The sequence below is a fragment of the Marinilabilia sp. genome, assembly GCF_016278715.1.
Classification (GTDB): domain Bacteria; phylum Bacteroidota; class Bacteroidia; order Bacteroidales; family Marinilabiliaceae; genus Marinilabilia.
Genome location: NZ_JADQBH010000027.1, coordinates 1 through 12,823, shown reverse-complemented (window position 1 = coordinate 12,823; position 12,823 = coordinate 1). Strand labels below are relative to the sequence as shown.

The 12,823-nt window shown below is 41.3% G+C and carries 12 protein-coding genes, 1 tRNA gene and 1 pseudogene; 7 read left to right on the top strand and 7 right to left on the bottom strand.

Annotated elements, in window-relative coordinates; all coding sequences use genetic code 11:
• Positions 1-195 precede the first annotated feature (195 nt).
• Positions 196-280: transfer RNA gene (locus QZZ43_RS01815), tRNA-Leu, on the bottom strand.
• A 246-nt stretch (positions 281-526) separates the two neighbouring features.
• On the opposite strand from QZZ43_RS01815, the gene QZZ43_RS01810 reads away from it, so the two are divergent.
• The 6 genes from QZZ43_RS01810 to QZZ43_RS01785 all read left to right on the top strand — a co-directional run bounded on the left by QZZ43_RS01810 (position 527) and on the right by QZZ43_RS01785 (position 7,827).
• Complete coding sequence (locus QZZ43_RS01810; protein ID WP_291855606.1) at positions 527-1,609, top strand: 3-oxoacyl-ACP synthase III family protein; 1,083 nt, start codon at positions 527-529, stop codon at positions 1,607-1,609.
• Positions 1,610-1,944: 335 nt separating this feature from the next.
• Positions 1,945-3,957, top strand: a complete 2,013-nt coding sequence (locus QZZ43_RS01805; protein WP_291855603.1) for a cytochrome c biogenesis protein CcdA — start codon at positions 1,945-1,947, stop codon at positions 3,955-3,957.
• 339 nt (positions 3,958-4,296) lie between these two features.
• Positions 4,297-5,622 (top strand): OmpA family protein, encoded by a 1,326-nt coding sequence (locus QZZ43_RS01800; RefSeq protein WP_291855599.1) that lies wholly within the window; start codon positions 4,297-4,299, stop codon positions 5,620-5,622.
• Positions 5,623-5,663: 41 nt separating this feature from the next.
• Entirely contained in the window at positions 5,664-6,950 is a 1,287-nt protein-coding gene (locus tag QZZ43_RS01795; RefSeq protein ID WP_291855596.1) for an OmpA family protein, read from the top strand.
• 158 nt (positions 6,951-7,108) lie between these two features.
• Positions 7,109-7,300, top strand: coding sequence for a hypothetical protein (locus QZZ43_RS01790; RefSeq protein ID WP_291855593.1), 192 nt, complete (start codon positions 7,109-7,111; stop codon positions 7,298-7,300).
• Between the two features lie 161 nt (positions 7,301-7,461).
• Positions 7,462-7,827: a thiol-disulfide oxidoreductase DCC family protein gene (locus QZZ43_RS01785; protein WP_291855589.1), complete on the top strand. Its 366-nt coding sequence runs from the start codon at positions 7,462-7,464 to the stop codon at positions 7,825-7,827.
• On the opposite strand, the gene QZZ43_RS01780 is transcribed toward QZZ43_RS01785, so the two are convergent.
• The 6 genes from QZZ43_RS01780 to yihA form a co-directional block, all read right to left on the bottom strand.
• Positions 7,814-8,359, bottom strand: a complete 546-nt coding sequence (locus tag QZZ43_RS01780; protein WP_291855586.1) for a DUF4924 family protein — start codon at positions 8,357-8,359, stop codon at positions 7,814-7,816. The two genes, QZZ43_RS01785 and QZZ43_RS01780, sit on opposite strands and share 14 nt — an antisense overlap.
• A gap of 21 nt (positions 8,360-8,380) precedes the next feature.
• Positions 8,381-8,770, bottom strand: coding sequence for an RNA-binding S4 domain-containing protein (locus QZZ43_RS01775; RefSeq protein WP_291855584.1), 390 nt, complete (start codon positions 8,768-8,770; stop codon positions 8,381-8,383).
• Positions 8,771-8,776: 6 nt separating this feature from the next.
• Entirely contained in the window at positions 8,777-9,403 is a 627-nt protein-coding gene (gene pth / locus QZZ43_RS01770; RefSeq protein WP_291855581.1) for an aminoacyl-tRNA hydrolase, read from the bottom strand.
• Between the two features lie 305 nt (positions 9,404-9,708).
• Positions 9,709-10,287: a 50S ribosomal protein L25/general stress protein Ctc gene (locus tag QZZ43_RS01765; protein WP_291855579.1), complete on the bottom strand. Its 579-nt coding sequence runs from the start codon at positions 10,285-10,287 to the stop codon at positions 9,709-9,711.
• Positions 10,288-10,385: 98 nt separating this feature from the next.
• Entirely contained in the window at positions 10,386-11,324 is a 939-nt protein-coding gene (locus tag QZZ43_RS01760) for a ribose-phosphate pyrophosphokinase (RefSeq protein WP_291855576.1), read from the bottom strand.
• A gap of 258 nt (positions 11,325-11,582) precedes the next feature.
• Entirely contained in the window at positions 11,583-12,194 is a 612-nt protein-coding gene (gene yihA, locus QZZ43_RS01755; RefSeq protein ID WP_291855573.1) for a ribosome biogenesis GTP-binding protein YihA/YsxC, read from the bottom strand.
• A gap of 358 nt (positions 12,195-12,552) precedes the next feature.
• Between yihA and QZZ43_RS01750 the strand changes: the two are divergent.
• Positions 12,553-12,823, top strand: a pseudogene (locus tag QZZ43_RS01750) (mannose-6-phosphate isomerase); the annotation flags it as partial.

The following is a 12,823-nucleotide window of genomic DNA, read 5'->3' as shown; positions in this document are numbered from 1 at the left end:
AGGCCGAAGGGGGTGATTTTCGGCCTTGCCGAAAATCAACCCCTTCGATCCCTTCAACCCTCAAAATCCTTCAAAGTCTCGTCATTACGAACGAAATGAAGCAATCTCAATTTTTTAGCGGGACACCAATGATTGTTTTTTTAATGTCAATTTGAGTTATAAACGCAAAAAGGCCGGTAAAAACCGACCTTTTTGTACCCGGAGCGGGACTTGAACCCGCACAGCCGCAATGGCCACTGGATTTTAAGTCCAGCGTGTCTACCAATTCCACCATCCGGGCAGATGTGAAATCCTTTAAATGCGGTGCAAATATAGTTTTTTCAGTTGTTCTCTACAAATGTCTTGCTAAAAAAGGTTGTTCCGCGGATAATTATTTTATTACAGAGGTTTGATTTCCTCAATCCCTTTGTTCTGGGGGGAAATGTGGTGAATGGGACTATGGTGGGATGAATATAAAAGGCTTTTTGTGTCTGTTATTTAAAAAAATCGTTCCTTTGTGGCGATGTTTTTCAATTCTAATTAAATTATGGCAAATCAAATTTATTCTGTAATAAAAGGAACGGGTTCTTATGTTCCACCAAATGTTGTAAGAAATGAAGATTTTTTACAAAATGAGTTTTATTCTCCCTCGGGAGAAAGAATGACTAAACCGACCAAGGTTGTTGTCGAAAAACTCAAAGAGATAACAGAGATTGATGAACGCAGACATGTGGAGGATAAGTATGTAACTTCTGACATCGCTGCGTTCGCCGGGTCAAAGGCTATAGAATCTGCGGGTATTGATAAAGAGAGTCTTGATTACATTATTGTGGCTCACAATTTTGGCGATGTCAGAAAAGAGACTGGTCGTACCGACATTTTACCTTCACTGGCATCCAAAGTTAAGCATATCCTGAAAATTGAAAACCCATATTGCGTGGCTTACGATTTGCTGTTTGGATGTCCTGGTTGGGTTCAGGCGCTTACTCAGGCCGATTTGTATATTAAAACAGGTGAAGCAAAAAGAGTACTCGTTATCGGTGCTGAAACTCTGTCGCGTGTTTCTGACCCTTATGATGTGGATAGTATGATTTATTCTGACGGTGCCGGTGCTGTTGTGGTGGAAGCAGTTCAGAGTGATATCCCCGTTGGAATTTTATCGCATGTAACCAGAACCGATACCCTTGATAGCGCTTTCCTGTTGAAGATGGGGCCTTCGTACAACAAAAAAATTGATTCCAGAGAACAATTTCTTAAAATGAACGGAAGGAAAGTTTATGAATATGCCTTACATACCGTTCCTGCTACTGTTAAAAAATGCCTGGAAAAAGCTGAAATTGATATTACTGATGTAAAAAAGGTTCTGATTCATCAGGCCAACGCCAAAATGGATTATGCCATCCTGGCAAGACTTTTTAAGTTATATGGTCTTCGGGAAGTCCCTGAAAATACAATGCCAATGACGATTTCGAAACTTGGGAACAATTCCGTAGCGACAATTCCGGTTTTATTTGACATGCTAATGAGAAATGAGCTGGAAAACCACCGGCTGAAGACCAGTGACCACTTTGTTTTTACTTCGGTGGGAGCAGGAATGAATATTAACGCTATTGTTTACAAAATGCCTTAATAAGAGGGGCTCGATTATTGGCCTGTTTTTTGCTATAAAAAAATGACTCTTTGGATAAATTGCTTTGAATTCTCTTCGGGTGTTCAAAGCAATTTTTATTTGGTATTACATATCCAGAAATTTACATATCTACAATGTTGTTTACGGACGAAACTCATTGTTTTTTAGGTTTCCTGAATATGAAGCAGGCACCACACTGATTCTTAAAATCAACAATGTAAAGTCAGAGCGTATATGCCCGATTTTGCACAAGTCGAAATCATTTGGCCAAATAATTTAGAAATTTTTAAACTAATGAATAAATTTAAGGTTTAATTAGTCAAAGTATATAGCTCATGAAAAAAGTTAGTCTGGTATTTTGGTTTTCATTATTATTCAGTGTAGCAACGCTTAACGCTCAGATTCTTGAACCTGTAAAGTGGGCTTTTTCGCTTAATAAACTGTCAGAAACCGAATACGAAATAATTGCGGATGCCACCATTGACAAAAACTGGCATCTCTATTCTTCGAACATTCCGGAAGGAGGTCCTATTGCGACCTCTGTTGTAATGATTAATGGCGGGGAGAAATTGCGTGTTGGTGAGCTCAGAGAAGAGCCTGACGCTGATGTGCAATTTGATCAGGCTTTTGACATGGAACTTGCCTGGTTTTCAAATAAGGCACGATTTATTTTGCCTGTAACCATCACGGATAAGGATATTTCTGAACTTGAAGGGTATGTTGAATTTATGTCTTGTGATGATGAGCAGTGTCTGCCACCGGATCGGATTGATTTTTCTTTTGACCTGGAGAGAGGTGGTGCTGCAAGGCAGGACCCAGCTGTTTTAGTTCAGGAAGAAGATAGCGATGAAAATATTACCGCCGACCGGCAGGAGGATACTGCTTTAGAGAAAAGTTCAGACAATGAGAAGTCTGAAACCCGGAGCCACTGGACTATTTTCTGGTTGTCATTTCTTGCTGGTTTTGCTGCTTTGCTGACCCCATGTGTTTTTCCCATGATTCCGATGACGGTAAGCTTTTTTACCAAGCAGAGTAAAACAAAGGCTTCAGGGTTTCGAAATGCCATTCTTTATGGTGTCTCCATTATTGTCATTTATGTGATTCTGGGGACAGTTGTTACCGCAGTTTTTGGTGCTGATGTGCTCAATGCACTATCCACCAATCCCTGGTTTAATCTTTTCTTTGCAGCTCTGCTTATTGTTTTTGCCATCTCCTTTTTCGGGGCTTTCGAAATTGTGTTGCCCAATTCATGGGTGAGTGCAGCCGACCGGGGTGCCGATAAGGGAGGTTTGATTGGTATATTCTTTATGGCCTTTACTTTGGCCCTTGTTTCATTCTCCTGCACGGGGCCTATCGTGGGAACACTCATTGTGCAGGCCGCTTCGGTTGGAGGAATGGCTCCGGTGGTTGGAATGCTGGGCTTCTCGTTGGCCCTCGCATTGCCCTTTGCTTTGTTTGCTGCCTTTCCGGGCTGGTTAAATTCACTGCCCAAGTCGGGTGGCTGGCTCAATTCGGTAAAAGTGGTGCTCGGATTTCTGGAATTGGCATTTGCATTTAAGTTCCTGAGCATTACCGATATGGTGTGGGGGCTTCATGTGTTGGAGCGTGAAGTGTTTATTGCTATCTGGATTACCATATTTGGTGCGCTTGGATTTTATCTGATGGGAAAAATCAAGTTGCCACACGATTCCCCAATGGATCATCTGCCGGTATCAAGGATGATGCTGGGACTTGTGGTCCTCGCCTTTACCATTTATATGATACCCGGTTTGTGGGGCGCTCCGGTAAATCTGATAAGCGGTTTTCCGCCGCCTAATAACTATGCAGAATCCCCTTACGGTGTTGGTGATAAAACTCCCGGAACCAGAGGTGGAAGTGCTTCTCCTCTGGGTGAGGATATGCACCTTGGGCCACAGGGAATTCCTGCTTTCGATGATTACGAAACAGCACTTGCCTATGCCAAACAAGTTGACAAACCGTTGTTGCTTGACTTTACCGGAAAAGGATGTACCAATTGTCGGAAAATGGAAGATGCGGTTTGGTCCAATCAGACTGTGAAGGAGATGCTCGCAAATGATTATGTGCTGACTTCTTTGTATGTGGATTTCCGGGAGAACCTCCCGGAAGATGAGCAGTATATTTCTCCCGTTACCGGAAAGAAAATCAGGACAGTTGGAAATAAATGGAGCGATTTTCAGATATCCCGTTTCCAGCGAAACAGTCAGCCCCATTATGTGATTCTCGGACACGATGAAGAACCTCTTGTTGAGGAGCGTGGGTATGATACCGATGTTCAGAACTACATTGATTGGTTGAAAACCGGACTGTTGGAATTTAATCAACAGTAAGTTTTGTTGAAAAATATTTTACCCCCTTTTCGTATTGCCGGAAAGGGGGTAATCATTTTATAAAGAAATTGGAGTTCTAAGCACGGATTCTTATTGCTGATAAAATTTTTTTGCCTTGGTTTTTAATTTTCATAACAAAAGTCTCCATTAATCTAAGTTAACTTATTGTTGGTAAAAATATTCTTTACCTTGGTTTTTTATTCCTTTAGATTTGAAGGTGAAGTTGGCAATTTTATATGTTTTTAGTTGCTTTAAAATTTTTTTTTTGTTTGTTGGCTGGCTGTGTCGGAAAGAAATTGACTACTGACAACGACTAAATTACCTAATCTTACCAAAGGAATGAGAAAAACTTTGCTGTTTATTTTTTTTTGCGGGCTTACAATTACTTCTATTAATGCACAACAGATTGATTTCTATAATCTGGATGAAGAACAGATTTATAACCCAGGCAGGAAGTACAACACATGGTCGGTAACTGCCGGATTTGGGCCGCTTATTTATTATACCGATGTAGTTGATTATTCGGTTTTTCCTTCTCAGAACTGGAACTTCGGGCCTTTATTTATTCTCAGCAAGCAATTGGGGCGCCCCTGGTCTTTTGATGCCCAGTTTTTGATGGCAGATATGTACGGGGAAAAAAACTCACGTTATTTTGAAGGGGATTTTTATGACCTCACCCTCAACTTAAATGTGAGCATCAATCAGTTGGTGCTTTTCGGGCCTATTCGCGACCGGTTAAATATCTACGGGAAAATCGGACTGGGGGCTAACTATTTTAGGGCACGTCAGAGAAGCCTGGAAACAGGAGATTGGATTACTGTAGCCGATGTTCATGCTGGAACGCCCGGGTACCCGCGTCCTTACGGCTGGGCCGAGGATGATTTTTTGGCGATCGGATATGACAATCGCAATCCTGAAGAAAAAACTGATCGTGGAACGGAAATGGTGGTACCCATCGGTATGGGTATCGATTATCGCCTAAACAAAAGTTTTGATGTGGGTTTTGAACTTACTTTGCGAAATCTGACTCAGGACAATTTGGATGTAAACCTTACAGGGGCTGACAATGATTCTTACATGTCGGCTGCAGTTACCGTTACCTACAAAATCGGAAGAAAGGACAAGCGTCATGCTCTGTGGACCTATAAAGACTTTAATATGGGGTGGCAGCGCGACCGAAGGTTGGATCCTAATGCTCAGAAGCTTGACTCTCTGCGCCGGCGACTGGAACACATTGCTGCCAAAGATTCTTCTGTTTCGGATACCACATTTATTTACCGGGAAAGTGTGGAATATCGCAATGTCCTTGCTGCTTCTGTATTTTTTGATTTCGACAAATCCAATATAAAACCTGATGCACATAAAATTATAGCCATTGTTGCCCGTTTTATGAAAGAGCATCCTGCTGAAAAAGTTCTTATTCAGGGATACTGTGATGAACGGGGATCTGATGACTATAATGTCAGGCTCAGCCAGAGACGTTGCGATGCAGTGGTTGATGTTTTGGTAAATGATTATGGTCTTGACGAAAGTCGGTTCCAGACTGAACCAAACGGGGAAGGTGAATTGCTTTCCGACACCAAAAAACTAACACCTCGGGGTGTACATATGGTCAATCGGAGAGTCGATATCTTTCTTCTCAGGCAACCAAAGGTTGACGAATGATGCTTGTAATTGTCCGGGTGAAATAAGCAAATTTTTTCAGAATGAGAATCTTTCTAATCTCCATTTTAATTTTGTGTTTTTCGTTTGTGGCTGAGGGTCAGAAACGTCGTGATTCATTAATGGTTTTGACTCCGGATATGATCTTCTCGTACGGGCAAAGCTATAATTCATGGTCGGTGAGCGCAGGGTTAGGGCCCGTTTTTATGTATGCCGATCAAAGCGGATACAGTTTGTTTCCTAATCGGGAAATTGATTTTGGCCCTTCCCTATGGGTTACCAAACATCTGGTGCCGGCTTTTGCTTTTGAACTACAATATCTTCAAAGTGATATGTTTGGGCAGGAAGGAGCGTATGGCTTTCGGGGAGACCTGATGGATATTTCCATTAACGGAATTGCCATTATTAATCAGATGTCGTCTTTGCCGGGACCTATCAATGATAAATGGAATTATTATTTGAAAATTGGAGTTGGAGCCACTCTTTTTCGAAGTCGGTTGTTCGACACCCAAACGGGTGAAGTGGCTCAGAGAAGTCAGCTTTACGATAGTTCCAACCACGATTATGTGGTTTTGGGGTATGATGTGGACAATCCTGATGAGAAAACGTCCAGGGCTACGGATATTGTATTGCCTTTTGGAGCGGGCCTTATGTATAGAGTCAGCAATAGTTTTGATGTGGGGTTGGAGAGTGTCCTTCGATTTTCGGCATCCGACCGTTTGGATAATATTCTTACAGGTGCTACCAACGATCGTTACCTTTATACTGCTTTAAATGTCAGCTATAAATTGGGGAAAAAGGACAGACGCCACATGCGTTGGACATACAGAGCTGAAGGTATGGATATGTTTGGACGCCCCCAGGAGAACCCTTTGACGGATGAAATCCGGCAACTGGAAGAAGATATTGCGCTTTACGAAGCCAATCGTCCTATTGACAAGGATTCTGTAGTAATAACCGAAACGCTTCGAATTGTTTACGATCAATACAATGTGAAAAGTATTTTTTTTCCATCAGGCAAATTTCGCCGGTTTAGTCCGGCCGACCAGCTGTTAATGGGACGGATTGCTGTGGAAATGATTAATGATGACCACAAAATGCTATCCCTTTATGGCTATTCAGATAACGATGGCGATGCACAGGCCAATTTGGAAATTAGCCGGGAACGCTGTCTGGCAGTGAAAGAATTTTTTGTGCATCAACTGGAGATAGACCCCGGCAGAATAAAGGTAGTGGCTTTGGGTGAAGAAAATCCACTGTCGCCCGTGGAAGAACTCTCTCCACGTGGCTTGAAAATGGTAAACAGACGTGTCGATATTGTTATTGAATAGTTTTATCTTCTGAATCTTACAAGCCGAATTGCGGTTTTTTGAACATTTTAATACATCAGGCTGTTGCTTTTAGGATGGGATTGTCTTAAATTGTCCCAACGTTCTTTTTTTGTGAAACCTGAAGGCTGGCATACAGACTTTCAAAAAACCTTTTGCCTATGGTGAGATTCGAAAAGTTGTATTGTTCAAAAAGGCTTTTTGACCGGGACTTTCTTTATGGGGTTTCCCCCAATAGCGGATTTGTGAAAGATCCTGAGGAGTTTTTTGTTTCGCCCTGTGAAAACATCTGTAGTGAGAGAGAGTCCGATGACGATACTTGCCGTGGAACCGATGAGGAACCCGGATTGTAAATCTGTTGGACATAGCCTGGTTTTCAGGGCTGTTGTCCGACTTTTTTTATTATAAAGGAATTACAAATATTGTTTTTTACAGCTCTTTTGGTGTATGTTAAACTCAAAAGTCCTTTTATAATTTAATAATTCGTTTAATCCCTTTTTAATGACTGGCTTTAATGATTGTTCTCTTTGATGGCTTTTGTGTGTTGTGCAGTGGGTTTGCCCGATGGCTTAAAAAAAGATATGCCGGAAAAATTCAATTGGAGGCTATGCAATCAGAGAAGGGGCAGGAACTGTTGAGTTCAATTGGATATTCATCCTATGAACTCGATGAGGTGGTGGTTATAGAAAATGAAAAATCCCTTTCGGGTGCTCCTGCCATTCTCTATATTTTGAAGCGAGGAGGGACATTCCCGCTCTTTCTATATCGTATGCTCAGGATTCTCCCCGGTTCATGGATAAAAGCCGGATATCGTTTGGTTGCCAATAACCGTTACAAGTGGTTTGGGCGGCGCAGTTCGTGCACCATTATTCAGGATTGAGTTCCCCTTTTTGATCTTCTCTGTATTTGGCCGAAAGCATAGATAATGTTTGTCCAAAAACTTTTAAAGCCTCATTGGTTCCTTTTGTTATTTCTTTCCCTTGAAGTTTCAGAACAAAAGCATTGTACATTGCTGAAAGCATCAATTCAATGTCGTGACTGGGTTGCGGTTTCATTTTGGATTCCAGTTCTTTGATGAGGGGGACGGCTTTCATAAATTGTTGTTGATAAGCCGCTTCCTTGGGCGAATGCATGAGCGTAACATGCAAGCGGTTTACATCGTTGACCGTATTGATGATGGCCTGCAAATGTCCTGATTGTTCCTTTTTTTCGTTTCGCATCATCTCCATCAGGTTCTCATACCATTCTTCCAGTTCTTTTTTTACCTCTTCGGGTTGCTCGTATTGCTCAATAATGTTTTTTCGGATTATTTCCGGGTCAAGTTCAGATGCCCGGATCAGGTCTTCAATCTGCCACATGTAAAGTATGTAGCCTGCAATGTCATTGTGCCTTTTATGTCTTGATATAATCATTGTCAAAATTGAATATATTGTTTAATCGAGATCGTTTTTTAGATTATCCAGATCGCGACGATCCTTTTTGGTGGGACGTCCGGTTCCCCGTGGGCGGCTCAGTTTTTGTGTCATTCTGGCCATCTCCAACAGGTCAAGTTCCTCTTTCGGGGTAATATCCTCCAGGTAGTCCGGAACCAATTTTGCACCCATTCGTTTTTCTGATAAATCCAGTACTTTATATGTTTTTACAGCGGGGGGAACCTTGATGCATATTATATCGCCCCGACGAATCACGCGGGACGACTTGACTGGTTGTTCGTCGATGGTAACTCTTCCTTTTTTACAGGCCTCGGCAGCCAGACTCCTGGTTTTGAACAATCTTACGGCCCACAAATACTTATCAATGCGTACGCTTTCAGTTAAGTTCATGGTAGATTACTTGTTGTTGTACTGACTCATGGTTTGTGCCAGCCCAATGGTTCCAAAACCTTTGATGATTTCAATGGCTTTGTCTAATCTTTCGGGCAACTCGGCATTTTCATTCTTGTCCCAGCTTCCCAGTACATAATCTATCTGACGACCGCGTGAGTAATTGTCTCCAATGCCAAACCTCAGTCGGGCATATTGGTTATGCCCCAGAACCTGATTGATGTTTTTAAGTCCGTTGTGCCCGGCGTCGCTGCCTTTGGCTTTTAGGCGGAGCGTTCCAAACTGCAGGGCCAAATCGTCCACAACTACCAGTAATCTTTCCGCCGGGATTTTCTCCTCCTTTAACCAGTAGTTTATGGCTCTTCCACTGAGATTGACATAAGTACTGGGTTTCAGTAACACAAAAGTGCGTCCTTTAAATTTAAATTCGGCTACATTTCCATAACGACGGTCTTCGAATTTGAGATTTTCCTGATTCGCCAGTTCATCCAAAATATCAAAACCGATATTGTGCCGCGTGTGTTCATATTCCCGGCCTATATTCCCAAGTCCTGCAATTAAATATTTCACGGTGTTGTCCGATTGTTTTTCTGCCGGTTGCAGCAGCTGTTTTATTTTTTTTAAAAGCCCCATCCGATTTTCTTATAGTTTTTGTCTGCAACAAAGTTCTGCAAAAGTAAAAATTTTATACCAGGGACAGCTTAATGAGACAATAACTAAATTCCTTCACTAATTACAAACACTTTTTTCTTTCGTCTTCGTTAGGGTTTAAACTGTTGCTACGGCTATGTTTATCAAGCCCCGCATGCATAAAAAAACACATAAAATTTAAGTAACCCAATTAATAACTGTCAATATGTTTCATTACAACCCATTGGTTCATAAACACAAAAACCCCCATATTGAGATATGGAGGCTTTTGAAATATGGTTGAAATGCTATTCCTCTTCTCCAGTCGTTCCTGCAGCACGGGCAGCTCTTGTAAGCTTAACAGAAACAACCACCTGGTTCTTATTGTTAAGCAATTCAAGGTTTTTAAAGTCGAGGTGACCCACCTGAATGCCTTTGCCAAGTCCAAGGTTGGTAATGTCAATTTCAAGCTGTGTAGGCAGGTCTTTTGCCAGACCTTTGACTTTAAGCTTGCGCTTCTCAATGGTTAGTTTACCACCGGCTTTTACTCCGGCAGCCAAACCTTTAGTTTTAACGGGAATTTCAATCACAACAGGCTTATCCTCGAAAAGCTGAAGGAAGTCCACGTGAAGAGCATCATCAGTAACGGGATGATATTGTACATCCTGAATGACAGCATCATGAACAGTTCCGTCGATATTCAGTTTTACAAGGTGAACATCGGGGGTAAAGATCAGCTTATTAAACTCTTTCAAAAGAGCTGTTGCATGGATGGTTTCTTTTCCACCGTAAAGTACCAAAGGTACGTTGCCTTCTTTGCGAAGTTGTTTGGTTGCTGTTTTTCCAAGATTCTCGCGCTTGGCAGCTTTAAGTTCAATTGTTTTCATCTTTTTGTTTTTGAATGTGTTACTCAAAATTAAGATTGTAATGTGAAACCTTAATCTCCCATCACACTAGGCCGTTTTGGCGGCCGCAAAGGTAATAATTATATTACAAATTGTGTGCTTATTGACTGATAATTATAAACTTTATCAACCGTGTCTGCGAACAACTGGGCTGCCGATAGTACTTTTATTTTTGGTGATTTTTTTCGCAAAGGAATGGAATCGGTGACAAACACTTCGCAAATGCTGGATTTTTCAATGTTTTCGTAGGCCGGACCTGAGAGTACCGGATGTGTGGCAAAAGCACGAACACTGGTGGCTCCCTGTTCCAGCATCATATCAGCTGCCTTGGTTAGTGTTCCGGCTGTATCTACCAGGTCGTCAACAATGATTACATTTTTGCCGGCTACATCTCCGATGATTCTCATTTCATCTATTACATTGGCTTTTGAACGATGTTTATGACAGATAACCATTGGAGAATCCAGAAACTTAGAATATGTATTGGCTCTTTTTGATCCGCCTACATCGGGCGATGCAATAACCAGATTATCAAGATTTAGTTTGCGGATATGTGGAACAAAGATGCTGCTGGCATAAAGGTGATCCACCGGAATATTAAAGAAACCCTGTATTTGGTCAGCATGTAAATCCATTGTTATCACACGGTCAACCCCTGCAGTAGTCAGTAAATCGGCTACCAACTTGGCCCCAATAGCAACTCTGGGCTTGTCTTTTCGATCCTGGCGCGCAAATCCGAAATAGGGGATTACGGCAACCAGTTTATAAGCCGATGCCCGCTTGGCAGCATCAATCATCATCAATAATTCAAAAAGATTATCGGATGGAGGAAAAGTGGATTGAATCAAAAAAACATGGGCCCCTCTTATGGTTTCTTCATAAGCAGTGGTGAATTCTCCGTCACTGAAATGCGTCAGGTTAATGTTTCCCAGTTCTCTTCCGTTACAAAGACTGATTTTTTCGGCAAGATATCGGGTGTTGGTGCCCGAAAATAGTTTGATTGGTGCTTTAGGTGGCATTTAAAGTCCTGTTTATCAGTTATATTTATTGCAGCTTTGTGTACAAAGGTAAGAAAACTTACCTGTTTTAATTGTAATCTCTAATTAAAGTGCTACTTAATGTTTTAAAGTAATACTTTATGCAATACTTCGTCAACCTTTCGTAACAGCCTGTCAGTTAATTGTTTAAAATCACAATGCTCAAGGTGTTAAATAGTTGTTTTTCAACATGATACAATCCATCTAACATCTATTATCTGAAAATCTAACGATCTATAGTTATGGTAAGCTTTTGTTTATTTCTTCAATATATGAAAGTACTTCTTCCTGTCCCTGTCGGGTGGTAGCGGAAGTGAAAAACAAGGGGGGTAGTTCTTCCCATTCCTCGTAAAGCCGATCCTTATATTTGGAAATGTTGCTCTCCAACTGTTCGGGTTTGAGCTTGTCGCTTTTTGTAAAAACGATGGCAAATGGAATGCCGCGGGTTCCGATAGACTGCATAAACTCCAGATCGGACTGTATGGGGGCATGGCGGCTGTCTATCAATACAAACAAGTTGGCGAGGTTGGGACGTTCTGACAGATATCCGTCAATCATTTTCTTGAATTTTTCTCTTTCAGTTTTCGAAAGTTTGGCATATCCATATCCAGGCAAATCTACCATATACCAACTATCGTTGATGAGAAAATGATTAATCAGTCTTGTTTTTCCAGGGGTTCCCGAAATCTTGGCCAGTTTCCGGCGGTTACAGAGCATATTCAGAAGCGATGACTTTCCTACGTTGGAGCGCCCTATAAATGCATACTCGGGCTTGTTGGGCGCAGGGCAATTTTTGGGATTGGCGCTGCTGGTAAGAAATGAAGCTTCGGTAATTCGCATTTTTTTTTGCAAAATTATGATGTTTTTTGGTTTGATAATAAAATTTCTCCCTAAAAGAAAACCTGCAGCCTTATTTTAATAAAAAACCGGATGACAATATTCCGGTAATTTTTTAGGATATAGGGCAGTGCTATAGGTTGAAATAAAACAAGCCATGTGAAAATTTTTATCCTGAAGCAAAATTCGCCAACCAGATTGCGGAAAGTTAACTATAATGACTGAATTACCCTTACAAACTTTCTGTTTTCTATTTGTATTTCTCCAATCCAACATTCTATTGGTATATTTGCATTATCGAGTATGTTTTGGATGTGATTCTGATTTTATTTGAACCGTTAGAATGTGAAAACCCTAAATAAAAGATGATAATATGGAAAGAAAACTTTATCCGTTGAAATTTGCACCTATTTTGAAACAGAGATTATGGGGTGGAACCAAGTTAAATTCGGTTTTGGGCAAAGATACCGGAAATGCCTCCGATATAGGCGAGAGTTGGGAGTTGAGTGGTGTGCCGGGAGATGTGTCGGTGGTAAGCAATGGTTTCCTGAAAGGGAATACCCTGAACGAATTGATGGAAATTTACATGTCTGAATTGGTTGGAGATAAGGTTTTTGAAAAATACGGGAATGAATTTCCGTTGC